This window comes from Glaciihabitans sp. UYNi722, from assembly GCF_040549465.1.
In the GTDB taxonomy this organism is placed as follows: Bacteria; Actinomycetota; Actinomycetes; order Actinomycetales; family Microbacteriaceae; genus Lacisediminihabitans.
Genome location: NZ_JBEPTL010000033.1, coordinates 1 through 22,116, shown reverse-complemented (window position 1 = coordinate 22,116; position 22,116 = coordinate 1). Strand labels below are relative to the sequence as shown.

25 protein-coding genes are annotated in these 22,116 nt (G+C 61.1%); 18 read left to right on the top strand and 7 right to left on the bottom strand.

Going from position 1 to position 22,116, the window contains the following annotated elements; all coding sequences use genetic code 11:
- The first annotated feature begins 20 nt into the window (after positions 1–20).
- The 8 genes from ABIB56_RS17270 to ABIB56_RS17235 are packed head-to-tail and all read left to right on the top strand — an operon-like array spanning position 21 to position 5,932.
- Positions 21–794: an N-acyl homoserine lactonase family protein gene (locus ABIB56_RS17270; protein WP_354570462.1), complete on the top strand. Its 774-nt coding sequence runs from the start codon at positions 21–23 to the stop codon at positions 792–794.
- 47 nt (positions 795–841) lie between these two features.
- On the top strand, positions 842–1,165 hold the full coding sequence (locus ABIB56_RS17265) for a 2Fe-2S iron-sulfur cluster-binding protein (protein ID WP_354570461.1): 324 nt from the start codon (positions 842–844) through the stop codon (positions 1,163–1,165).
- Positions 1,162–2,403, top strand: a complete 1,242-nt coding sequence (locus tag ABIB56_RS17260; protein ID WP_354570460.1) for an NAD(P)/FAD-dependent oxidoreductase — start codon at positions 1,162–1,164, stop codon at positions 2,401–2,403. The genes ABIB56_RS17265 and ABIB56_RS17260 overlap by 4 nt, the downstream gene beginning before the upstream one ends.
- Positions 2,404–2,440: 37 nt before the next feature.
- Complete coding sequence (locus ABIB56_RS17255) at positions 2,441–3,727, top strand: aromatic ring-hydroxylating dioxygenase subunit alpha (RefSeq protein ID WP_354570459.1); 1,287 nt, start codon at positions 2,441–2,443, stop codon at positions 3,725–3,727.
- 7 nt (positions 3,728–3,734) lie between these two features.
- Positions 3,735–4,211, top strand: a complete 477-nt coding sequence (locus ABIB56_RS17250) for a hypothetical protein (RefSeq protein WP_354570458.1) — start codon at positions 3,735–3,737, stop codon at positions 4,209–4,211.
- Positions 4,208–5,038, top strand: coding sequence for a 3-methyl-2-oxobutanoate hydroxymethyltransferase (locus tag ABIB56_RS17245; RefSeq protein WP_354570457.1), 831 nt, complete (start codon positions 4,208–4,210; stop codon positions 5,036–5,038). The genes ABIB56_RS17250 and ABIB56_RS17245 overlap by 4 nt, the downstream gene beginning before the upstream one ends.
- Positions 5,035–5,544, top strand: a complete 510-nt coding sequence (locus ABIB56_RS17240) for an alpha/beta fold hydrolase (RefSeq protein ID WP_354570456.1) — start codon at positions 5,035–5,037, stop codon at positions 5,542–5,544. Before ABIB56_RS17245 ends, ABIB56_RS17240 begins: the two co-directional genes overlap by 4 nt.
- A complete protein-coding gene (locus ABIB56_RS17235; RefSeq protein ID WP_354570471.1) occupies positions 5,474–5,932 on the top strand; it encodes a hypothetical protein in 459 nt (152 codons plus the stop codon). The genes ABIB56_RS17240 and ABIB56_RS17235 overlap by 71 nt, the downstream gene beginning before the upstream one ends.
- On the opposite strand, the gene ABIB56_RS17230 is transcribed toward ABIB56_RS17235, so the two are convergent.
- Complete coding sequence (locus ABIB56_RS17230; RefSeq protein ID WP_354570455.1) at positions 5,922–6,866, bottom strand: substrate-binding domain-containing protein; 945 nt, start codon at positions 6,864–6,866, stop codon at positions 5,922–5,924. The genes ABIB56_RS17235 and ABIB56_RS17230 overlap by 11 nt on opposite strands.
- Positions 6,867–6,920: 54 nt before the next feature.
- Between ABIB56_RS17230 and ABIB56_RS17225 the strand changes: the two genes are divergently transcribed.
- The 5 genes from ABIB56_RS17225 (at position 6,921) to ABIB56_RS17205 (ending at position 11,628) form a co-directional block, all read left to right on the top strand.
- Positions 6,921–8,033, top strand: a complete 1,113-nt coding sequence (locus ABIB56_RS17225) for a zinc-dependent alcohol dehydrogenase (protein ID WP_354570454.1) — start codon at positions 6,921–6,923, stop codon at positions 8,031–8,033.
- On the top strand, positions 8,033–8,728 hold the full coding sequence (locus ABIB56_RS17220; protein ID WP_354570453.1) for a 4-carboxy-4-hydroxy-2-oxoadipate aldolase/oxaloacetate decarboxylase: 696 nt from the start codon (positions 8,033–8,035) through the stop codon (positions 8,726–8,728). Before ABIB56_RS17225 ends, ABIB56_RS17220 begins: the two co-directional genes overlap by 1 nt.
- Positions 8,728–9,711, top strand: coding sequence for an amidohydrolase family protein (locus ABIB56_RS17215; protein WP_354570452.1), 984 nt, complete (start codon positions 8,728–8,730; stop codon positions 9,709–9,711). The genes ABIB56_RS17220 and ABIB56_RS17215 overlap by 1 nt, the downstream gene beginning before the upstream one ends.
- A 225-nt stretch (positions 9,712–9,936) precedes the next feature.
- Positions 9,937–10,773 (top strand): alpha/beta hydrolase, encoded by an 837-nt coding sequence (locus ABIB56_RS17210; protein ID WP_354570451.1) that lies wholly within the window; start codon positions 9,937–9,939, stop codon positions 10,771–10,773.
- A 129-nt stretch (positions 10,774–10,902) separates the two neighbouring features.
- A complete protein-coding gene (locus ABIB56_RS17205; protein WP_354570450.1) occupies positions 10,903–11,628 on the top strand; it encodes an alpha/beta hydrolase in 726 nt (241 codons plus the stop codon).
- Positions 11,629–11,690: 62 nt separating this feature from the next.
- Here the strand turns inward: ABIB56_RS17205 and ABIB56_RS17200 are convergent, their stop codons facing one another.
- Positions 11,691–12,308: a DUF4304 domain-containing protein gene (locus ABIB56_RS17200; protein ID WP_354570470.1), complete on the bottom strand. Its 618-nt coding sequence runs from the start codon at positions 12,306–12,308 to the stop codon at positions 11,691–11,693.
- 589 nt (positions 12,309–12,897) lie between these two features.
- Between ABIB56_RS17200 and ABIB56_RS17195 the strand changes: the two genes are divergently transcribed.
- Positions 12,898–13,527: a DNA alkylation repair protein gene (locus ABIB56_RS17195; RefSeq protein WP_354570449.1), complete on the top strand. Its 630-nt coding sequence runs from the start codon at positions 12,898–12,900 to the stop codon at positions 13,525–13,527.
- 13 nt (positions 13,528–13,540) lie between these two features.
- On the opposite strand, the gene ABIB56_RS17190 is transcribed toward ABIB56_RS17195, so the two are convergent.
- Positions 13,541–14,332 (bottom strand): lysophospholipid acyltransferase family protein, encoded by a 792-nt coding sequence (locus tag ABIB56_RS17190; protein ID WP_354570448.1) that lies wholly within the window; start codon positions 14,330–14,332, stop codon positions 13,541–13,543.
- A 19-nt stretch (positions 14,333–14,351) separates the two neighbouring features.
- On the bottom strand, positions 14,352–14,681 hold the full coding sequence (locus ABIB56_RS17185; RefSeq protein ID WP_354570447.1) for a class I SAM-dependent methyltransferase: 330 nt from the start codon (positions 14,679–14,681) through the stop codon (positions 14,352–14,354).
- Positions 14,682–14,729: 48 nt separating this feature from the next.
- Here ABIB56_RS17185 and ABIB56_RS17180 point away from each other — a divergent pair, with 48 nt between their 5' ends.
- Together ABIB56_RS17180 and ABIB56_RS17175 are read left to right on the top strand one after the other, a co-directional pair.
- Positions 14,730–15,311, top strand: a complete 582-nt coding sequence (locus ABIB56_RS17180) for a helix-turn-helix domain-containing protein (RefSeq protein ID WP_354570446.1) — start codon at positions 14,730–14,732, stop codon at positions 15,309–15,311.
- A 238-nt stretch (positions 15,312–15,549) separates the two neighbouring features.
- Complete coding sequence (locus ABIB56_RS17175; RefSeq protein WP_354570445.1) at positions 15,550–16,629, top strand: NADP-dependent oxidoreductase; 1,080 nt, start codon at positions 15,550–15,552, stop codon at positions 16,627–16,629.
- On the opposite strand, the gene ABIB56_RS17170 is transcribed toward ABIB56_RS17175, so the two are convergent.
- Positions 16,603–17,457, bottom strand: a complete 855-nt coding sequence (locus tag ABIB56_RS17170; RefSeq protein WP_354570444.1) for an NmrA/HSCARG family protein — start codon at positions 17,455–17,457, stop codon at positions 16,603–16,605. The two genes, ABIB56_RS17175 and ABIB56_RS17170, sit on opposite strands and share 27 nt — an antisense overlap.
- A gap of 93 nt (positions 17,458–17,550) precedes the next feature.
- Between ABIB56_RS17170 and ABIB56_RS17165 the strand changes: the two genes are divergently transcribed.
- Positions 17,551–18,879 carry an FAD-binding oxidoreductase gene (locus ABIB56_RS17165; RefSeq protein ID WP_354570443.1) on the top strand — a complete coding sequence of 443 codons (1,329 nt, stop codon included), beginning with the start codon at positions 17,551–17,553 and terminating at the stop codon, positions 18,877–18,879.
- On the opposite strand, the gene ABIB56_RS17160 is transcribed toward ABIB56_RS17165, so the two are convergent.
- Positions 18,876–19,532 (bottom strand): TetR/AcrR family transcriptional regulator, encoded by a 657-nt coding sequence (locus ABIB56_RS17160; protein ID WP_354570442.1) that lies wholly within the window; start codon positions 19,530–19,532, stop codon positions 18,876–18,878. The two genes, ABIB56_RS17165 and ABIB56_RS17160, sit on opposite strands and share 4 nt — an antisense overlap.
- Before the next feature lie 256 nt (positions 19,533–19,788).
- Positions 19,789–20,316 (bottom strand): hypothetical protein, encoded by a 528-nt coding sequence (locus tag ABIB56_RS17155; protein WP_354570441.1) that lies wholly within the window; start codon positions 20,314–20,316, stop codon positions 19,789–19,791.
- 914 nt (positions 20,317–21,230) lie between these two features.
- Between ABIB56_RS17155 and ABIB56_RS17150 the strand changes: the two genes are divergently transcribed.
- On the top strand, positions 21,231–21,773 hold the full coding sequence (locus ABIB56_RS17150; protein WP_354570440.1) for a hypothetical protein: 543 nt from the start codon (positions 21,231–21,233) through the stop codon (positions 21,771–21,773).
- Positions 21,774–22,116: the final 343 nt, after the last annotated feature.

The window sequence follows — 22,116 nt, the reverse complement described above, 5'->3', positions numbered from 1 at the left end:
CCTGGTCGCGAATCAAAACCATGGCTGTCACATACGAGCTCACACCGCTAATCACAGGCTGGTTCACCGCTTTCCCAGTCGACAAGTTCGTGCTCGGCTGGCCGCGGACCGAAGCGGTCCGTGCTCCGTGCATCGCGTGGCTGGGGCGAGGATCCGACGGGTCGAATGTGCTCGTCGATACAGGGCCAGCAGCGCCGACCTTTACCACCGCAGCGATTCACTTCCCATTAGAGGTCCGGCCTGAACACCGCATCGATCGAGCAATTCGGGCAGCAGGGGTGGATCCAGACTCGATCATCGATGTCGTTCTGTCCCACTTGCATTACGACCACTCGGGCAACGGAGAGCACCTTGTTAACGCGCGATTCTGGGTCCAAGAGGAAGAAGTACGGTACGCCATAGCGCCCGACACGCAGCACCTGGGCGGATACGAGGTCGGCTTCGACGGTGTGATCCCGGCTTGGCTCGGAATTTTCGATCGTCTGCATCGCGTAGCCGGCGACATCGAGGTGGCGTCCGGGTGCACGGTGTTGCATCTGCCCGGACATTCGCCGGGATCAGCCGGCGTGGTCTTCGAGACCGTGCACGGACGCGTCGCTGTTGCGGGCGACCTGGTGAGTCGGCTGGAAAATTGGACGGCACTCGGGGGCGGACATGCCGCGTGCACCCTCAACAGCGACGAGGAGGAATGCGCGAGCTCGTTCCAACGCCTCGAAAATTCTGCAGATTTCGTACTGGCCTCGCATGATCTGCGAGGCCTACCAAAGTTCATCAATGCGCCGAACGTGGAATAGAGGCATAATGGACTAACCATTAGATATTCGGCGGAACAAGGGCAACGATGACCAAAATCGTCTACACGTCAGCAGGCGGCGCTGAGCGTCATGTCGATGCCACCATAGGTGACAGCGTCATGTCGACGGCCGTGAAGAACGGGGTTACCGGCATTGTTGCCGAGTGCGGGGGGAACTGCACGTGTGGAACCTGTCATGTCTATGTCGATCCCGAGTTCATGAACATCGTCGGCGCTCCAACCGGCATAGAGGTGGACATGCTTGAGATGGCGGTGAGCGACCCGCGCGGTAACAGTCGGCTCTCCTGCCAGATTCGAATCACATCTGAACTCGACGGACTCAGAGTGACTACGCCGGAGACGCAGCCGTGAATAACGCAGCCCTGGTGATCGGCGCCGGGCAGGCTGGCGTACAAGTGGCCTCTACTTTGCGTGAAAACGGGTACGACGCGTCGATCACACTCGCCGGTGCCGAGTCACACCCACCGTATTCGCGGCCACCACTGTCCAAAGAGTTCCTAGAGGAAGCCATTGACCCGACCCGACTGGAGCTGCGCACCGATCAGTTCTATAACGATCAACGAATCGATGTGCGCGTAGACGACCCCGTGGTTGACGTGGCCTTCGTCGAACCTGCTCGGCCCGATGGAATTGCGACGACTGCGTCGGGGGCAGAGATCCCGTTCGACTTGCTTGCGTTTACCACCGGAGCGCGCCCGCGGCGGCTGGCGATCCCCGGCGCTGATCTCCGCGGAGTGCTCTACCTTCGCGTAATTGATGACGCGATCGCCCTGCGGCGTGAACTGGGAAGCGCTGAGCGCGTGGTTGTAGTCGGGGGGGGATTCATCGGACTCGAAGCGGCGTCGGTGGCCAAATCTGCCGGCAAAACGGTGACGATCGTGGAGGCTCTCGACAGGCTCGCGGCCCGCGCCGTTGCGCCGGTGATGTCGACGTTCCTCTACGACGCTCATACGCGGCGTGGAGTCGACGTACGCCTAAACACGCAGGTTGCAGCGTTCGAGGGTGCCGGTCGCGTTGCGACGGTCCGCCTTGCTGACGGATCCGCCATCGCAGCCGACCTCGTAATCGTCGGAGTCGGGATACTGCCTCGCTACGAACTCGCGGAACGTGCCGGTATCGAATGTGACGGCGGCATCCTGGTGGATTCCGCGGCGCGCACTAGCAGACCGGGGGTGGTAGCTGCCGGCGATTGCACGGTCATGCCGAATCCGCTTACTGGTGCCGGCCGTGTGCGGCTCGAATCCACTCAGAACGCGACAGCCCAGGCGAAGGTAGCCGGGCTGAGCCTGCTGGGACTTCCGGCAGCGCACGACGCGGTGCCGTGGTTCTGGTCGGATCAATACGACCTCAAGATTCAGATTGCCGGACTCAGCCAAAAATATGACGACTTCGTTGTGCGGGGCGAACCCGATTCCGAACACTTCTCGGTCGTCTATTACAGCAACGATCGGCTATTAGCCACTGACGCCGTGAACCAGATGGCCGACTACCTCGCAGTTCGCACGGCGCTCGGGCGGGCATCTACCATCGACCGCGTCGCCGCGGCCGACGCAGCTGTGCCGCTAAAACAACTCATCCGGGCTATCTGAACACCAGCGGCCACAGCCAAAAGAAAGGGAAGCGCCCATGCTGCGACAGGAGATTAACGAACTACTCACCCAGACCGGGCCAGGGACCGGAATGGGAGCCCTATTTCGGCAGTACTGGATTCCCGCGCTGCTCGCCGAGGAGCTTCCTGATAACGACAGCCCGCCGGTCCGTGTGAAGCTGCTGTCGGAGCGGCTCATCGCTTTCCGCGACTCCGAGGGGCGTTACGGGCTGATGGACGAATTTTGCGCACACCGCGGAGTCTCGCTCTGGTTTGGGCGCAACGAGGAGGGCGGTCTGCGCTGTCCCTATCACGGTTGGAAGTACGACTCGACGGGGCAGTGCATCGATGTTCCGTCCGAAGCGGCCGACAGCACCTTCTGCAGCAACGTGAAACTGAAGTCATACCCGCTGGTCAAGATCGGCGACGTGCTATGGACCTACATGGGCGAATCAGCATCAACACCACCGCTTCCCGAGTACGAGTGGGTGCATGTACCAGCAGAGCAGACATTCACGTCGAAACGCCTGCAGGAAAGCAACTGGTTGCAGGCGCTCGAGGGCGGAATCGACTCGAGCCATGTGTCATGGCTGCACTCTGGTGCACTAGATCGAGACCCGTTGTTCAAAGGTAATAAGGGAAACGAGTACAACCGCAACGACCTGAAGCCATTCTTCGAGGTGACCGACAGTGACGGCGGGCTGTTCATCGGAGCGCGTCGCAACGCTGAACCCGGTACCTACTACTGGCGGATAACGCCCTGGGTGATGCCGAGCTTCACCATGGTGCCTCCCCGAGGCGATCATCCGGTGCATGGACATTTTTGGATTCCAATCGACGACGAGAACTGTTGGGTGTTCACTTTTGACTACTTGCCAGTCCGTGCGTTGACCGTCGAGGAGCGGCAAGCGATGATCGATGGCCACGGGGTGCACAGCGAGAACATCCCAGGTACCTATGTTCCGGTGCGCAACAAAACCAACGACTATCTGATGGATCGCGACGCCCAACGTCGAGGCGAGGCGTACTCGGGGATCACGGGCATCGCCCTCCAAGACGCCTCTCTCCAAGAGAGTATGGGGCCGATCGTCGACAGGTCGAAAGAGCGACTGGTGCCGACCGACAGTGGCATCATCAAGGCGCGGGCCAAGCTCCGTCGCACGGTGCTCGCGCTTCAGGCCGACGGAATCGTCCCGCCCGGAGTCGACCCGGCTCACCACCGGGTGCGATCCGCCGCGGTGGTGCTGGCCAAAGAGGAGTCGTTCATCGACGCGCTCTCCGACGAGATGACCGTTCGCGAAGGCGTACGGCAGGCAACGGTGTGATGTGACCGTGATCAGTACGAGCGCCTCGGCTACAACGACTGCGGAGGCCCGCTTCCGCCTTGATTACCCGCTAGCACCCGCACGGGCGGCCTGCGTGATCGCGATCGACGACGCCGCCGTGCCCGCGGTAGAGAACACGAGCTTGGAAAGCTGGGACTCGGCCCGGTTCTTTCGCGCCGGAGCTGATGCGTCAGGGGTATTACTAACCGAACTTGGAGGCGAGACGACGGCGCTAGCGACGCGACTTGACGGAGTCGACGCCGTCATCATGATTGTTACCGACGACAGCGGAGCCCACATCGCGGCGACTATCGGAGCAGCCTGTTCGGCACGAAGCATCATGACCGCCGGAATCGTGTTGGCCGATTTCGAGGGCACGGAGCCGCGTGCGGCGGTAGCGGCGTTGCGACCCTTTGCTCGGGTGCTGATCGCCTCTGGAGTCGAAGACGACCTAAACGCAATGCTGGTGGCGATCCGGGCATGACCGCCGTGTCGAACGACCGCGTAACTCTGCCCGTTCTTCGCCAGATGAAGGCCGACAGTGTCAAGATCGTGGGGGTGGTGGCCTGGGACACCCCGACGGCCGCGATCGCCGATAGAGCCGGGGTCGACCTGATCTCCGTTGGTGACACTGTAGGCGTCCACCTTTGGGGTCACGCGACACCCCTTGAGGTGACCATGGATGAGATGGTGCTCGTGGCACGCGCGGTGCGGCGCGGGGTGCGGCGGGCGCTTGTCAGCTGCGACTTCCCGTTCGGGCCGCTGCAGTCCGGACCCGATGCGGCGATTGCCGCCGCACTCCGGCTGGTCAAGGAGGCGGGCGTGGATGTCGTGAAACTCGATGGTGCCATCGACTTTCCCGAATGCGTGACAGCGATCGAGCGTGCCGGAATACCGGTGATCGCCCAGTTTGGTATCACGCCACAGACCGCATTGCGCCAAGGCGTTGCTTACGAGTCTGCCGCGGAGGCGCAAATTCCTCCGGAGATGATAGCGGGGATGGTCGACGAGGCTCGAAGCCTAGAGCGCGCGGGCGCCTCAATGCTGAATTTCACCAACTCCGGCCTGGCGGCGGGAACCGCTGTCGCAGCTGCGGTCGCCATCCCCGTCCTGGGTGGCTTCGGCGGTGGGCCGTGGCTCGATGGACGCATCAGGCTCATGCACGCCGCCGTCGGAGCGGCCGCGTCGACTCTCGACCGCAAAGCGCTCGACGCGTATGCCGCCGTGGCGCGCGTCGAGTTCGATGCGATATCGACGTACGCCGAAGATGTACGGTCGGGTCGACAGATCAAGGGGGGAGTTGCGGGATGACCGCTAAACAGGCCGAGCCGAACGAACGTACCGAGCAAATTGTGATCGACGGCATCCGTACTCGGTTGCGCGTCACTGGCTCGGGGCCGGCGGTACTGATGTACTCGCCCGGAGGGTTCGACGCCTCACTGGAGAACTGGCATACATTCGGCAACTACCGCGAATTGCGACTCATCGAAAAACTCAGCGCCCGCTACACCTGCGTGACGTTCGACAGGCGCGAATCGGGATTATCGGGCGGTCGGGTCGAGCGCATCCGCTGGGATGACTACGTCCACCAGGGACTCGGCGTTCTCGACCATCTGGGTCTCGAGGAAGTTTTCGTAATGGGCGGATGCGTGGGCTGCTCCTCGGCGGCCGCGTTAGCGGTTGCCGAGCCCGGTCGCGTACTCGGCATGGTGCTGATCTCTCCCGCGGGGGGGGGCCGGATATCGGATGAAGCAGCATCTGCGCTTCGCAGCACACCAAGCCTTCGTCTCCGAGCACGGTCTCAACGCCGTACTTGATGCCGCACGAAGCCACGAGCTGCCATTCACAAAAGATCCCCGGGTCGGGCCGTGGGTCACGGTATTGCGTACTGACGCCGAGTTCGCGCAGCAGTACATTGGACTCGAGGTCGACCGCTATCAGGCTGTGGTCGCCGGAATTGCACGCACCATGTTTGATCGCGATACAGTTCCTGGGGTCGAGCCGGAAGACCTTATGCAACTCGACATTCCAGCGCTGATCATCCCGGGTGCCGATGATTCGCATGCGCCCTCAGCGGCGCACTTTTTGCGCGAATGCTTGCGTGAAGCTCAGCTTTGGGACGTGCCAGTGGCCGAGCAAACAGCGTCCACGGTTGGTCCGCGGGTGCTTGAATTTCTCGCTGAAAGCTCGAAGACTACGCGCTGAGATGGAGGGTCTCAGCAGCGAAAAGTTCCTCGACGGAGGGCGCGTGAGTCAACAATCCTTGAGCGTGCGCGGACGCTATTAGCCGCTCAAGCATTACCGCATTCGAAGCGATGCCGTAAGGGAGCGGATCGCTGCCGGTCTCCCGGAACACCCGAGCCAACATACGATCATTCGCGTTCATCGGCTCGAAGTCGTCGCGGATCAGCCGAGCTACGTAGCGGTTTTTTGCTTCTGCGAAGGCATCGAATAGGTCGAGAGCAAGACCGGGGTTGGCGGTCAAGACGTCGTCACGCACGACAATCAGATGATTGATCGGGTACAAACCAGTGTGGACTAGTGACGCAAAGCCGAGTTGGTCGGCGTCGGGAAGCAGAGGGGACAAACCTGGCCCGTCGACCGATACACCGACTACCGCATCCACATCTTCATGTTCTAGCAGAGCTTCAACGCTTAGTCCCACGGCATCTTTGGGGACGTTCCGCGGAAGCGGCGTCCCGGTGACGTGTTCTTCGGCTGTCGGCAGCCAGTTGACTTCGTGCAGATCGACATCGTATTCGGACGCCAGAATCTCTCGCGCCCATACTCCGGTAGTGACGCTATAGCCCCGAGATACGGCGACTCTGCGACCCTCGAGGTCTGCGGGCGTCGTGATTCCGGCAGCATCACGAACTGTCATCGCGCCGTGGTGCAGTCCGCGAACAAGGAAGATTGGCAGCGCAGTGATCGGCACTCCGGCCTGCCGTGCGCATAAATACGTGGTGAGCGACATCTCGCTCGCATCGAACTCGATCGTGCGCACCATGCGTCGGAACGCGTCGACAAGCGGATCGACCTCGATAAAGTCAAGGCTCACTGACGCTGACCGGATCGCTCCGCTCTTCAGATCAGCGTTCGCGCCTTGGGTACGGGTGACAATCCTCAATTCCGGGGTCATGATGCAGTAGTCTAGCGAAAGGACTGACCTTCAGTCCATAGCGAAGGAGCTGGCATGACGATGGTGCGTGCAGCGGTGCGAGTGGCACCCGGGATGACCGAGATACAAGAGTTCCCGCTGCCGGAAGTGCCATCCGGTAGTGCTCTGCTGCGGGTGGAAGTGGCGGGAATCTGCGGCACCGACGTGAAGCTTTACGGACATCCTCCGACGGACGAGCCCGTGATCATGGGTCATGAGAATATTGGGATTTTAACTCACGCGTCGCCCGAGTTCCTCGAGCGCGAAGGTCTCGCGGAAGGCGATCGCATCTTCGTCGAACACTACGTCGCCTGTTATCACTGTGAATGGTGCACGATCGGCGAGTACCGGCATTGCGAAAACACCGACTGGCGGACGAATCCCGACGCGCGGCGCTATGGCTATACGTCGTCTCGCAATCCCTATCATCTGTGGGGCGGGTTCGCCGAGTATATGTACTTGCCTTGGAACGCCGTCGTGCACAAGGTTCCCGATGGAGTGTCAGCCGAGTTAGCCGGCATCGTCACGCCGATGTCCAACGGTATCCAATGGGCTTTACTGGATGCCGGAGTCGGCTACGGCTCCCGGGTTCTGATTCAGGGCCCGGGCCAGCAAGGCCTGTCGCAGGCAGTCGCGTGCAAGCAGGCGGGAGCATCGCTGGTCATTGTGACCGGCACTGCGCGGGACGGTGCGCGGCTGGACCTCGCGCTACGCCTCGGTGCCGATCATGTGATCGACGTGACGAGGGAAGATCCGCTGACACGAATCCGGGAAATCACCGGGGGCGAGGGTGTCGATGTCGCACTGGACTGCACAGCGGGTGCCGGTACCCTGCCGATTCTGCTTGGTATCGACGCCCTAAAGCGACGGGAAGGAGTTCTCCTCGTGCAGGGCGAACTTGCCGCATTTCCCGATTTTCCCCTAAAAAAGCTGACCGAGAAAGCGATCACGATTAAGAGTGCACGTGGACATAGCTACCGGGCATGTGAATTGGCGCTCGCACAACTGGCATCGCATCGGTTTCCGCTGGAAGAGCTCACTACACACCGATTCGGTCTCGCCGATGTCGATCGTGCAATCCGTGCCATCGGCGGCGGCGAACCCGACGTCGTGCATGTATCGCTAATGCCCTGGTTAGGACGTTCCTGATGGCCATCGGGCACGTTGCTTACCGCACGATTCAGCGAGCTGACGCAATGACGATCGAGCGACTGGGGACTCATGGGGTTGCCACTGTGCACGAGGCCCAGAAACGTACCGGTCTACTTTCTGCTGGTTTGCGCCCGATTAGTAGTGGGCTGAGCCTCGTAGGATCAGCAGTTACGGTGAGCGTGCCGCCGGCAGATAATTGGATGATTCACGTCGGTCTTGAGCTGTGTGAGCCCGGCGACGTGCTCGTTGTTGCCCCGACTTCACCGTCCGAGGCTGGGTATTTCGGTGATCTATTGGCGACGTCGGCGATGGCACGCGGAATCCGTGGGCTCGTCATCGATGCGGGATGCCGCGATATCGTCCAACTTAACGAGATGGGTTTTCCGGTATGGAGCCGGCACATTTCGGCCCTCGGGACAGTGAAGGAGACCCTCGGCACGGTGAATGTGCCGGTTGTCTGCGGGGGAGCGCTCGTCCGTCCGGGCGATGTAATTGTGGCCGATGATGACGGCGTGGTCGCGGTTCCTCGTGACTTGGCAGGCGAGGTTCTGCAAGCTGCCGAAGCTCGTGATGCGCGCGAGGCGCTGAGCCGAAAACGTTATCGAGACGGAGAGGCCAGCCTCGACATTCTCGGCCTACGGGGTCGGCTGGAGGCAGCCGGCCTCGTTTATCTGGACGGACCTGCACCCTGATGATCATCGACTGCCACGCCCATTACACGACCGCACCGGCGTCCCTTGCCAAATTTCGTCAGCGGCAGCTTTCAGCTGACGGCCTCGTGGCCGAGCCTCTTATTTCTGACGACGAACTGCGGGAATCAGTGGAGACCAAGCAGCTCGCAGAGATGCAGTTGCGCGGTACCGACAGAGTGCTGTTCTCCCCGAAGGCATCGGCGATGGGGCACGATGCGTCCGATCCGGCGGCGGCAGCAGCTTGGTCGCGGGTAAACAACGACGTAATCGGACGACTCGCCGGGCTGTATCCCGATCAGTTTGTTCCCGTCGCGCAGCTTCCGCAGACGCCGAGCGGTTCAATCACGGAATGTGTCTCCGAGCTCCGCCGAGTCGCCGACGGGCTCGGCTTCGTCGGGTGCAATCTCAATCCTGACCCGTCTGGAGGCCTCTGGACCGGGCCACCCATGACCGACGCGTCATGGTTCCCACTCTATGAGACGCTCGTCGAGCTCGGCATTCCGGCGATGATCCACGTATCCACCTCGGCCGTGGACGCCGTCAGCACCCTCGGCGCGCACTATCTCAATGCCGACACCACCGTCTTCATGCAACTGGTGCTGGGCGACGTTTTCGAACACTTCCCGGACCTGCGCCTGGTAATCCCGCACGGCGGCGGCGCGGTTCCTTACCACTGGGGTCGCTTTCGCGGCCTGGCCTCGAGGTTCGGGCGTCCCGATCCCGAGTTGCTCCTCCGAAACGTGTTCTTTGACACGGCTGTATATCACCCTGAGGGCGTACGCCTGCTCGTAGATACCGTCGGCGCGCGCAACTTGCTCTTTGCATCGGAGATGTTAGGCGCGATCCCTGGTGAGCGTGAACCTGAGAGTGGCGAACTGATCGACGACACAAAGCGCTACATCGATCGCCTCGGACTGTCGGCCGAGGACGCCTCATTAATTTTTGAGGGCAATGCGCGCCGCGTCTACTCACGACTGCGGTAGCCGCTGATTCGCCAGCGAGCCCAGCGGGCTCGCTGGCTGTGAACTTTTGCAAGGTTCGGATCGAGACCGTTCATGGACCGGTCAATACATTCATTGGTCAAATCGAAAGAACAGTCGGCCGTGAGCGCACCAGAATGGCGGTTCAGCCTGTCGTATACATAAAAAATCGAATATCGCGGGAAGGCTCCTATTTAAGAGAGAGGGCTGAGAGTGGATAGTCCGTTTATGGCGGATTTGGTTGGGGACGATCATCCTATGTTCGTACTGAGTTCTCTAGCGCTGCACTCGGATTCACCAGGCCGCGTCGTGCTCGTACACGGGGGAGCTCATACTGGTTCGACCTGGCTAAAACGCCCGGATGGGTCTCCTGGGTGGGCCCAATATTTCACAGCACAAGGGTGGAGTGTTGACGTCGTTGACTGGCCCGGCGTCGGTCGGTCCCAACTCTCCGATACTTTCGAAGATCTCGGTCCCGCCATCATCGTCGATGCTTTACGACAACTCATCGACGAGGTGCAGCCAACTGTAGTTATCGGCCACAGTATTGGCGCAACGCTTCTCGCCAAAGCCGTTGAAACAATAAGTAGCCCACCAGACGCTCTGATTTTCCTCTCTCCGGCTCCGCTGGGAAACTCTGCAGGAGAAAGGCAGATCGTGCCCCTGGATCGGTCTTTTATCTATTCACCGGAGAGGGCAACGGCCGTCTTTACAACCTCAGCACGATTCCCGAAGAACCATCGGAGGAATTATCTTCGGTCCCTCGTTGGGACAAGTCCTTCCGTCATGAACGCTTTATCAAACGGAGACGGGCTCGGAACACTATTAATTTCTGATTTAGAACGACTACGACTCATTCCCTCGCTCGTCATCGTCGGCGGTGACGATATGCTGACGATCCCCCCGGCGACCGCAACTTTTGCTCGAATCGTGGGGGCCGAGCACGTCGAACTCGAGTCTGATTGGAATTTGGCCGGGTTTGGCCACATGATTCCAATCGAAAATGGGTCCGATGCAGTACTCGAACGGATTCTCAATTGGATAAACAAGAAACTATTCAGCTGAAACTAGTCAAAAATGTAGTGGTATTACCATCATTCCTTTCGTATACTCAAATCGTCGGCACATCGCGGTGACGTTCAAGCGCCCGGTTAGTGGTCTCGACTCCATCGCCCGTTGAGATTAAGGATCGCCATGTCCCTAGAAACCGCGGAAAACCGGCAGCGCAGTGCCCACCAAATCGTCTTCGTTCCTGGCTCGTATTCCCCCGGAAGTGTCTGGGATCTCCTCGCAGAGGAGTTACGGAAACGTGGATTCGGCGTGACCGTCGCAGAACTACCCAGCAACTCTGGCTCGGCTTCAGACGGACTGCACGCGGACGGATGCTATGCAGAAGCATTATTGAATGACCTCAACGAATCCACCGTTATAGTTGGGCACTCCTACGGAGGAATGGTGCTCTCAGAAGTTGCCGGGCACCCAAACGTCACACACGCCGTGTACATCGCCGCATTCGTTCCAGTTGTCGGCGTCAGCATGCGAGATCTCGTGGGGGGTGAATTTCCCGCCTGGGTGGTGCCCGATCCCACAAATACTTTTTACTCAGTAAACCCGGCTGAGGCGGTACACATAATGGTCGGAAACGCTGGAAGTGCGGAATTAGACAAGTCCTTCGCTGGCAATTTAGTTCCGCAATCTCAAGCCGCGGGTTCCGAACCGAGCACTACAAAAGGGTGGGGTAGCACACCGGTGAGTTATCTAATTACTACCGACGATCGGGCCATGCCCACCTTCGCTCAGGAAGCGATGGCGGCAAGCCTAGGAGCGTCGGTCTCCACAGTCGCTACCCCACACTTCCCCGGGCTCAGTGAGCGTAATGTCGTGAGTGATCTGATAGAAGCCTCTGCGGCAAAGCCTTAGGCCTGGCCGAAGCCATTTGCACGCGTGAGAAAACAATTCACTGACATCAGGCGGGAATTCGATCAGGGAACAGTCATCGGGACAGCGCGTCTGAGCTTTGTTAGGTGCCCGCCGGTCGACTCCACAGCGGCGGTCCGTGCGGTCACCCATTCAATGACAGCTCGGCAAGTTCTGGCCCAAGTGTCGCTCCCGGCGAACTCATGCTGTCGTGCGTCCTCAGCGACGTGCTGCAAAGCTGCGGTGAGTTCTTTCGTCACTCCGTAGTCGCTGAGGATCACAGCGCGAAGGGTTTGGGGATCCAAGTGCGCGAGAGCACCTCCGAACATCATGTGTCCGCCCATGTCTTCGAGAATCTCCAGTAACGACTCGCGATTGAGAAGCGTTTGGAACGTCCTCATCGCCATCGTCAGGACGGTTTCGATGACCTCCGCACAGATCAGGCTGCAGGCCGACCCGTCACCGAACTGCCACCGGTCGAAATGGTCGCGACCTTGCCGAGGCGGCGGATCGAGCCTGATCGACCACACGTCATCGAAAGCACTGGGCACCGTGGGTACAGCCTGATTGTTCAACCACGCAGAGAATTGGCGTCCCGTCTCGATGACGAGTGCGAGGTTTATGTAGAACTCGACTGAGTGCGCGGAACCGTACGCGGATTTTTGAAAGTTGACGACACCCAGTCGCCAGCGTCGTTGCGCCGCCGCCAGTTGGCGCCCGAACCAGCAAATCCCTCTTGCCGCAGGGCGGGTCCGACCTGGTCGCGAAGCATCTCACGAAAAGAGTCACGTGCATCCATACGCTGATACTCGCAGAACTGGGGCTGTCGACAATGATCGGTCAGTGTTTAGACGACCCCGCCCACAAGCCGGACGGTGAACGGACACTTCTCCGCCGCCATTGGTGTCGACGCGTCCACGGTCGGGCGGTCGTGCGTTTGACCTGCCCGACATTAAGCCCGATGACCGGGGCGTGATACGCACGAGCTCGAGACGCTTCCTCAAGCGTCTTGTTAAGTCGAATCACTCTGGACAGACAAGATTCGGATTGGTCAATTACATGGCGGCGTGCCGATCAAGAGTGGCAATTGGCCAACTCGGATGGCAATGGACACCATAGGACTGGCAGCGGTTGAGAGCGACGAGAACTTGCATGTAGTTACCCCACATCGGTTCGACTCCGTTGGCGGTTCCTCGCCGACCCGTCAACCCTTCCACCCGCACCTCCGAGTTGCCTGCGGTTTGCCGTCGTCCCGGACGACAGAATGGTGAAATGAGTGATGTCGGCGAGTTCGTGGATGCGGCGTTGCAACGCGAGAGTTCCTGGTCTCGCGCGAAGGAAGACAGGGTTCGGCTGGGAAGCGAACTGCGGTTTTACGGGGCTTCGACGGGAGCGGTGCGTGGAACGATTCGGGATGCGACACGCCGCTACCCCGACATGGCCCACGACGAGGTCGCTGCCCTGAGTTCCGAACTCTGGATCGTGCCGGTGTTCGAGCGTCGGCTCGCCGCGATCGTGCTCCTGCAGTCCCACGTCCGCCTGCTGGACAACTCCGACCTGACACGAGTCGAGGGCTTCCTGCGGGAGGCACGACTGCGCGTCCTGGTCGATCCGCTCGCGATCGACGTGATCGGCCCGATGATCGAGAGCCTGGACAGTCAGAACCGTGCCCGTGCGGACGCCGCTCTGGATCGATGGGCAGGAGAGGGCGACGTCTGGCTCCGTCGGGCTGCGCTGCTGTCCCCGCTTCTGGCGCTTCGATCCGGCGGTGGGGACTGGGATTCCTTCGTCCGCCGTGTCAGGGTCGCCCTCATCGATGACAGCGAACTCGTCGAGGAGACTGTCGCTTTCATGCTCGACGAACTGGCGAAAGCCCGGCCGGAGTTGCGATTCTCGAGGTAACCGAGCCGACCGATCAGAGCGCGCCCGCTGGACCTTCGGCGCGCAGGGCAGCGGATTTCCGGCGTTGGCGTTCCCGCTCGGCGTCCCTCGCGGCAGCCTGCACCGGGGTCGGCGCCGTCCCGCCGAGGGAGCGCGGCTGCCACCACTCTCCGCTGCCGTCTGTCGGATACTCCCTCTGGAGCGGGTCGAGCAGACGCTGCATCGCGATCCGCAGCCGGTCTGTCGTATCGATCACGTTCGCATCCGGCGAGACGGTGATCGGGGAGCCTATGGAGAAGCTCACCGGCACGTCGAAGCGATCGCGGAAACCAATCTTCCGATTCTTGGTCGCAAGTCGTTGGCCGCCCCAGATCGCGACGGGGATCACGGGAACTCCGGCTTCGGCGGCGAGTCGCGTCGCTCCGGTCTTGAGTTCGCGAACGGCGAAGGATGCGCTCACGCCGGCCTCGGGGAAGACCCCGATCAGCTCGCCGTCGCGCAGTGCGGCGACGGCCTCACTGTAGGCCTCGGCGCCGGCATCCTTGTCCACAGGAATGTGTCGCATTCCGCGCATGAAGAAGCCGAGCACCGGATTGCCGAACGCGGCCTTCGTGGCCAGGAAGCGGATGCGGCGACGGTTATGAAGCCACATCACCCACTCGATGAGCACGAATTCCAGGTATCCGAAGTGCGTCACGGCGAGCACGGCACCGCCGGTGGCAGGCAGGTTCTCGAGCCCGGTCTCGCTGCGCTTGACCCGCAGCAACCGCAGCAGGGCAAGACCGAGCGACACCGCAGAGCGGTATATCGGTTCTGAACGGGCCATCCGCTCAGCGTAGCTGCGGTTACTTCGAACACGCTGCCCCCGAGCGGGTGTGATTTGCCAGACGGGCGAGCATCGTGGGTGAGGAGTCGAGGCCGTGAATCTGGGCGTCTGGGAAGCGGGTCGCGAGAGCAAGAGTTTTCATTCCCGTTCCGGCACCAAGGTCGACAACGACGCGCGGCTCAGTGCCGAGAGCATCGGATGCGGCATTCAGCGCTGCCACCAACACCGGTGCACTTAGCGCAGCATCGAGGTCGAAAAACTCGGCAAGGCCGGCATCGTGCTCCGGTGCGGGGCCGTGTCCGGGTAGGTCGTTTGGTGAATGGTGCGCGGTGGTGTGGGTGTGGGTCATGTCAATCAGGCTATAGCAGCAATCCGTTTTCGGCATAAGCTATTGCGTATGACGCAAGAACTGCTCGACGAGGTCGTCCGCCAACGAATTCGGAGCCTTCGCGTCGCCCGGGGTTGGACCCTCGACACGCTCGCCGGCCGCTGCTACCTGTCGGCGTCTACGCTGAGCCGCATCGAGACGGGCCATCGCCGTATCGCTCTTGATCAGCTCGTGCCCATCGCTCAAGCGCTTGGCACGACGCTCGACCAGCTCGTTGAGCCAGAGGGCGACGATGACGTCGTCATCCGCCCGGAGCCCGAGACAAGCGCCGGTTCGACCGTGTGGCTTCTCTCGCGCGAGCGCGATCGCCGCGGCGTCACGATCGCCAAAATGCGGATCACTCCCGACAGCGCGGTAAACGAGACGCAGGTGCACCCGGGATACGAATGGTTCACCGTGCTCAGCGGAACTATCCGACTGCGCCTTGGGGAGCGGACAATCCTGGTCCACGAAGGGCAGGCGGCCGAGTTCTCCACGATGACCCCCCACGCCACCGAGGCGCATGAAGGACCCGTCGAGCTGCTCACCATCTTCGATCGCGACGGTGAGCGAGCTCACCTACCAGGACACCAACACTCGCGACGAGTCTGAAAAGGTGAGCCGGCCTAGCCTGATGACTACCCCTCAGGCCCAAACCCCGCCATCATCACTCTCTTGCCTAACCACTTGGGCATTCCACTCAACTTCGACTGGGGTAGGTGAACCCTCCCGTCGGCGAAGGCTGCGCCCGGTAGCCGGACGATCACCGGGCTGAATGTCAGGCGATCGCGAAAGTGTGATCGAGACGAGATTTCGACCTTGCTCAAGTGCCCCCAGGCGAACGATCAGCGTGCTGGCCCTGTCCCAAATAGTTTCGCTCGTGACGTCGTCCTGCATTAGTAAGCTGAGTATTGCCGAATACGGAATAAATCATCCGGTTTCCGGTTTTTGTAGCTTTAGTGATCATGTAAAAAGGAGCGCTATGCCTCGCGCAGTGCAATTCGGGTCTTATGGCGGTCTCGAGGTCTTGGAGATTCGCGAAGTGTCGATGCCGTCCCCGCAAAACGGTGAAATCGTTGTCCGCGTGCGTGCGGCCGGTGTCAATCCGGGTCAGGCAGCCATCCGTGAGGGCCTGATGGACACGATGAATCCTGCGCATTTCCCCTCTGGTCAAGGCACCGAATTCTCGGGAGTGGTTGTGGCGGTGGCTGACAATGTGACCGGTGTCACCGTCGATGACGTGGTAATCGGCTTCTCCGACGGTCGTGACGCTCAGGCCGATTTTGTGCGGGTGCCGATCACCAACGTTCTGACGAAGCCGGAAAATATCGACTGGGAGACTGCAGCGGTGATCCCGATCACTGGTGCCACTGCAACTTCGATGATTCAAGCGGTGAAAATTGCCAAAGGGGACACCGTCGTTGTCGCGGGCGGCGCGGGCGGCGTTGGTGCCACCGCGGTGCAACTCGCCATTCTGGCCGGGGCTCGTGTTATTGCGACTGCTGGGGTCAGTGATCAGGAGGCCGTCCGCCAACTCGGCGCCACGCCGGTCGTCTACGGTGACGGCGTGCTTGAGCGCACTCAGGCGGCTGCTCCCGGCGGGGTCGATGCGTTTCTTGACACGCATGGGGAGGGCAATGCGGATCTTGCGATTGCGCTCGGCGTTTCGCCCGACCGAATCGATACGATCATCGACTTCGCGGTCGGCCAGCGGCTCGGGATCCTCACCCAGGGCATGTACCAACTCGCGGACATTCGAGCCACTGTCGTCCAGTTCGCTGATCTGGTTGCTTCCGGCGCGGTTACCGTCCCGATTCGTGCTCGTTTCCGTCTCGAGGAGGTTCGAGAGGCTTACCTCGAGTTGGCGGGAGGGCGTGGCATCGGCAAAGTCGTGCTGGACGTCTCAGTTGAGTCGAAGCCAGGCGACTAGATCGAGCACGTCGGGATCGATTCGTTTGGTTGCGGTGAAGTTGGCCTGGTAGGCGGGCGTGTCCACGAACCATCGGAACATGGCCTGTCGATCGGTGTCGGCACCGAACACGCTAAGGGGGACGCTTTGGAATTGCCCGGGCTTGCCGAGGTGCTCGCCGATTCGCTGAGCGATAGCTTCACCGGTGAGTTCGTCGCCCGCGATCTCGATGGCACCGTCGGGCAACAGGGCGGGGTTTAGGAGGACCTCGGCGGCAACGATTCCGATGTCGCGTACCGAGACCATCTGTAGGGGCACATTGCCAGGCATGGGAAGCCGAAGTACGAACTCGGTGTCGCCGCTTGGCGCCAGCGAGCGGGCGAGATTCTCCAGGAAGAACGTTGGTCGAACGAACGACACCGGAACGACATCGGTCAAGGCTTTCTCGACAAGTCGCTTGCTTTCAAAGTGCGGGACACCGCTGTTGCGTTCGGCCCCGCCGACAGAGGAATACACGACGCGCGGGACTTTCGCGTGTTGCGCAGCGTCGGCGATGGCGCGGCCGCGGACAATCTCACCGTCCGTACCGCCGCTGCTCTCGTCGTAGGTGGTCATCAGGAACAACCCGCTCACATCGGCCAACGCCGACGCAATCGAGTCGACTTCGTCCAGGTCGCCGTGCACGAGACTCACCCCTCGCGCAGCGAGAGCTCGGCTCCTATCAGATTCGGGGTCTCGCACTATGGCGCGCACGTTGGCGCCACGGTCGAGAAGTGCATCAACCACGGCGCCTCCTTGCTGCCCGGTAGCACCGATGACAGCATAGGCAGGCGCGGTCTTTTCAGTCATACTTACAGCATCCCACAGAAGCGGACGATTTCGTCCCCTAGGCGGGGCTGTCCACCGGACGGTCACCGCCACCCTCGATGAATGGAGTCCGGCATGAGCGAATCGGTCCAGCTTTACCCGCCAGCATCGCCTGAGTATGTGGCGGGAACGAGTCCGGATAATTCCAGTGGAACCCAGGAACCGGCGTTCGTCGCGAAGCCGGCGACCGCCGCGGAGGTCAGTGCAGTCGTTGTTGAGGCCGCTCGTCGAGGCCTGAAGGTCATGCCGCAGGCGACGGGCCACGGTGCGGGTGGCCATGTGGGGAACAACACGATCATCATCGATACGTCCGGTCTCCGCGAACTGACGATCGACCGTGATGCACGGACGGCCTCAGCTGGCGCTGGGCTGACCTGGGGAGAGATCAACCCCAAAGCTGAGGTTCACGGGCTGATGGGTTTGGCTGGCTCCTCGCCCACCGTTGCCGTGGGCGGCTACACGTTCGGGGGCGGGTTTGGGTGGTTGACTCGCCCGTTCGGGGCTGCCAGTTCGGCCCTGCGTTCGGTCGAATACGTCGACGGCAAGGGCAACCTTCGCCTCGCTACCGATGATGCAGTTGATCCGATGGACCGTGATGCTCTCTGGGCGTTCCGCGGTGGTGGTGGCGTCGGGATTGCAACGCACCTCGACTTCGATCTCGTGCCGATCAACGACCTGCACGCCGGCTATCTGCTCTGGCCGATCGAGGCCCTTGACGACGTCGTTCAGGCCTGGGCTACTTCACTAGCTGAGGTTGGCGCGTCTGTTGCGACAAGCATTGCCGTGTTGCACACACCTCCCGCGCCAAACTTCCCGAAGGAACTCCAGGGGGTACCGGTCGTCCATCTGGCGGTGGCATCAAGCGACGGCGAAGCGGGCGCGCTGCCCCTGCTGGATGCTGTGCGTCTCGTCATTGCGCCGACCGTCGACACCTGGGGTCCGACCGACGCGTCCGGACTGGCGACCATTCACCTGGATCCTCCGATGGCTGTCCCTGCGATCGGCCTGGCCCGCTGGCTCGGCCCCGTCACCGGTCAAGTTGCGGCCGACATCCTGCGCATGGCCGCACCAGCGGAATCGGCACTGGCGATGATCGAGATCCGGTCACTTGATAACGAGGCCCGCACCCGCGACGGTGCCGAGACAGCCGTCCAAGGACCGTTTGTAGTACACGCAGTGGGCGCCCTCATCGGGCCGAACACTCGCGAACACATCAACAAGGCTTTCGCGACAGTTCGTAGGGCCGCCGCCATCGTGGGTCTTGGGCTGAGCCTCGGCTCCTGGGCGGAGGGGAGTGATTCGGTTCCCGACGCGTTGCCCGAAGGCGTGCGTCAGCGAGTGGCCCACATTGCGGACACCGTTGATCCTGACGGCGTGATCAGTCGTTCCCGCTACCTTGGCTAAGAGTTTTCATCCGCCTCAAGTCGAAACGATGCTTCGATATCGGATTGCTCCACCGCAGGTCCTGGAAGATTCGCTCCAGCAGCAAGCCCGGCCAGGAACAACGCAATGTGCCGATTTGCGCTTCTGTGCCAATGTGAAGTGAAGTGAAGTGGCTGGGTGATGAGGGCGCTGCAGACGATGATGTCGGTGGCGTTGGCATCGTGCCGGATCGATCCGTCAACGCGCCCCTCATTGAGAAACTCTTCAAGCGTGCTATCGATCGTCGCCCGCTTCTGAATTGCATCGTCATCCATGATGGGCGCAGCGCCGTGCAAAGGAAGGATGAGTTGGTCGGCGATCTCCAGTGAGTCGGTGAGGAAACGCTCAATGGCCTCGAGGCCTCCAACCCCATCAGTCCGAATTGACTCCAGAATCGTAATGAGACTGTCGTAAGCCCGGTGCTCGAGCTCGCGCATCAGCGCACTACGGTCAGGAAACGAGCGATAAAAGGTTGCGACACCAAGGCCCGCCTCCTGCGCGATCATCAGAACAGGGACATTGAAACCGTCCCGTGCGATCATCGACAACGCCGACGCAATCAGTCGCTCTCGGTTCCGCGCCGCATCCCGACGATGGACTCGCGGCCCAGCCTCGGCTACAGCGCTCTCCTCCATCACCCCACCTTGGCACATCCGCGGCGACCCTGTGCAGCGGATAAGTCTCCGCTAACTACCCCAGCAGCGACGCCAAAACTATTCAGCGCTGACCGACAGTTCAGCCCAGATCTGGGCCGCCGTTGGTGAGGTCGCCGGACAAGACGGGCCCCAATGCAATGCTGTCGGGAGAGAGCACCCGAGATCACATTCGCCCCGAGGCACCGCCCGATAGCGGGACCCTAAAACCGAGCACGCAAACCCGTGCTCGGTCCAACTATGGCTGCACCGAAATAATCGCTTTATCACCAGGGAATGGATCGGCGGTCATCACAGTGGCGGATTGAACCGTCCAACTCAAGTGGTTTTGACCGGAGTCGGTACCTCGAGCGCCCCCATGCGCGAGCAGGACCTTGTCAATGTGCGCGCGAACCGTCTTGAGCGTCGATGACACGACTACGACGTCGAAGGTCTGCGTCCCGCCCTGCGGGCCGTGGTCGATAGTCGCCCTCGCAGAACAGACGACGTCAGTTTCGTCTTTCATCACGTAGTTCAATGGGAAAGGAAGCGTCTTGCCGATAGGAGTGGTCTTTGCGCTAACGATCTCGCGGGCGAGCGCCTTGATTTGCTTTGACGAGCATGTAGGCGAGTTTTCGATCGAGTGCGGAGCCAGGCCGGAGCATCCTGCGAGACTCAGAGCGGCAATAAGGGCGGTCATTGCGACCAGCACTTTCGTTCGGGTCGCGGTCGTCATTTTCAGTTGCCCCCACTGCTTGTCAGGACCGTTGTGAGCCAATTCTGGCACAGCGACTCCCCCGAACTGGAGCCTCTTGGAGTGGTCCCGAAGCACCCAGCAGGCGGAATGCCCGTAAGCGGGACGTTGAACGGACACTTCCCCGCCGTTGCTGGGATCGCGCCGGTGTTGGTCGGCCTCATTGCCGTTTAGGTGTCCCGAGAAACTGCCCGATGACCGGGCGTGAAACGGCCGCGGTCGAGGTGGCTTGAAGCACGTTGTGGAGTCGGTCGATAAATGACGGCGTTCCGTGATCGCTCAGGGCCGCGGGCAGGGGCGAATCCGCCTTGCATCCCATGCGTTACGAGGCGTCTCGCCGGGACGAAAAAAACGAACTAAAACGACGATTCTCTGCGCCGAATAGTGGAATGTTGCGCTACTTCCCGAATCTCATAGTGGACCGCGTGCAGAGAAGTGAGCTAGTCATCGTCTTGGGTCCTGCGTATGTCTGCCGCCGTTTCCAGGACTACGCTGTCTGAAGCGCCTCGTCGGGAGGTGCGCCCGCACATCCTTATCGGAAGGTCAGTATGCCCCTGAGTCGCATTGCCCAAGAATTCGCGGATGAGATCCGGAACCATAATTGGTCGGACAGCCCGTGGAGGCTCGATCGGGCCGGTCATGACCCTGCACAGGATCGGGGCACTCTCCCGCGCGCGCCGCTGAGTTCCGAAGAGGCAGATAACGTCAAGACGAACGTGATGTGGGTCACAGCCCAAGTGCTGTTTTTCCAGGATCCTAACTTCTCAGTTAACGAGTTCGCTGTCGCATGCGGAGTGCCTAGACGTGTGACTCACCGCTCAGATGGCAATTTCAGCGGCGGATTGTCGAGTGGCTTGCGCGTGCAGGATGGAGTTGTTGCCAGGCCGGGCACGTGGGACTTTGGCGATCCGGCCTCTTCTGCTCGCGAGAGCGAATAGGCCCCTGTCGTGCCTGCATTCGAGCGGCTTGATCACGTCTTCGTCGACGAGTCCAAACGCGGGGACTACTACGTTGCCGCCGCAGCAGTAGCGCCCGCGCGCGCCGGGGAAACACAACGCAGCGTCCGGCAGCTGACGCGGCCCGGCCAACGCCGCATCCACTTTAAGAGCGAGAACGATAGCTCTCGTAGGTCATTGCTGTCTGCAATGTCAGCGCTGGATCTCCGTGTACAGCTCTACATTGTGCGGGGAGAGCCCGATAAGGTTTCCCGGACGATTTGCCTGGAAGCCCTGATCGCCGACCTCGCCGAGTCGGGCGCGACGAGACTCACGATCGAGCGGGATGAGTCGTTGATCCAGGCAGACCGTCGCACTATCCGCGACGCACTCCACGTCCACGACTACGCCGCGGCACTGAGCTACGAACATGCAGCACCCGTCGACAACGCGATGCTTTGGGTCAGCGATGTGGTCGCCTGGTGCTATCAAGCGGGCGGCGACTGGTTGCGCCGGGTCGAGCCTCTCGTGAGTGGGGAGAGAAGACTCCGTTAAATACGCGAGCCTGGCTCGTCATACCGTCCGGAAGACTGCCAGGCTTACTTCTCGGAGCTATTGCTCCTCGCATTTATCACTTTACTATCTCTCCTAGTCGCGCGCCACTAACTGTGTTCCAGAGCATCTGGCGTCGACGGATCTGCGAACTTCGCGGCCATGGTGGGGTTCCCACGGGTGAGGCGCCTGATGGTCAGGTCTTCGGCTTTGTTATTTGCCAGCCGGAGGTTGTTCTCGGAGCCGAGCAGGTGTTGACGCCGACTGAAAACAGGGCCACTTTTGCCAACTGAAAATAGGGCCACCGGGGGTTGTGGTTTTTATTCTGCCGTATCGGCAGGCTGGT

Coding starts and splice junctions, on each gene's coding strand:
- ABIB56_RS17160 (WP_354570442.1), bottom strand. CDS start 19,532: ATGGAGGAGAGCGCTGTAGCCGAGGCTGGGCCGCGAGTCCATCGTCGG.
- ABIB56_RS17225 (WP_354570454.1), top strand. CDS start 6,921: ATGACGATGGTGCGTGCAGCGGTGCGAGTGGCACCCGGGATGACCGAG.
- ABIB56_RS17245 (WP_354570457.1), top strand. CDS start 4,208: ATGACCGCCGTGTCGAACGACCGCGTAACTCTGCCCGTTCTTCGCCAG.
- ABIB56_RS17230 (WP_354570455.1), bottom strand. CDS start 6,866: ATGACCCCGGAATTGAGGATTGTCACCCGTACCCAAGGCGCGAACGCT.
- ABIB56_RS17195 (WP_354570449.1), top strand. CDS start 12,898: ATGAGTGATGTCGGCGAGTTCGTGGATGCGGCGTTGCAACGCGAGAGT.
- ABIB56_RS17205 (WP_354570450.1), top strand. CDS start 10,903: ATGTCCCTAGAAACCGCGGAAAACCGGCAGCGCAGTGCCCACCAAATC.
- ABIB56_RS17240 (WP_354570456.1), top strand. CDS start 5,035: ATGACCGCTAAACAGGCCGAGCCGAACGAACGTACCGAGCAAATTGTG.
- ABIB56_RS17190 (WP_354570448.1), bottom strand. CDS start 14,332: ATGGCCCGTTCAGAACCGATATACCGCTCTGCGGTGTCGCTCGGTCTT.
- ABIB56_RS17165 (WP_354570443.1), top strand. CDS start 17,551: ATGAGCGAATCGGTCCAGCTTTACCCGCCAGCATCGCCTGAGTATGTG.
- ABIB56_RS17185 (WP_354570447.1), bottom strand. CDS start 14,681: ATGACCCACACCCACACCACCGCGCACCATTCACCAAACGACCTACCC.
- ABIB56_RS17265 (WP_354570461.1), top strand. CDS start 842: ATGACCAAAATCGTCTACACGTCAGCAGGCGGCGCTGAGCGTCATGTC.
- ABIB56_RS17180 (WP_354570446.1), top strand. CDS start 14,730: ATGACGCAAGAACTGCTCGACGAGGTCGTCCGCCAACGAATTCGGAGC.
- ABIB56_RS17170 (WP_354570444.1), bottom strand. CDS start 17,457: ATGACTGAAAAGACCGCGCCTGCCTATGCTGTCATCGGTGCTACCGGG.
- ABIB56_RS17220 (WP_354570453.1), top strand. CDS start 8,033: ATGGCCATCGGGCACGTTGCTTACCGCACGATTCAGCGAGCTGACGCA.
- ABIB56_RS17215 (WP_354570452.1), top strand. CDS start 8,728: ATGATCATCGACTGCCACGCCCATTACACGACCGCACCGGCGTCCCTT.
- ABIB56_RS17235 (WP_354570471.1), top strand. CDS start 5,474: ATGAAGCAGCATCTGCGCTTCGCAGCACACCAAGCCTTCGTCTCCGAG.
- ABIB56_RS17270 (WP_354570462.1), top strand. CDS start 21: ATGGCTGTCACATACGAGCTCACACCGCTAATCACAGGCTGGTTCACC.
- ABIB56_RS17210 (WP_354570451.1), top strand. CDS start 9,937: ATGGCGGATTTGGTTGGGGACGATCATCCTATGTTCGTACTGAGTTCT.
- ABIB56_RS17255 (WP_354570459.1), top strand. CDS start 2,441: ATGCTGCGACAGGAGATTAACGAACTACTCACCCAGACCGGGCCAGGG.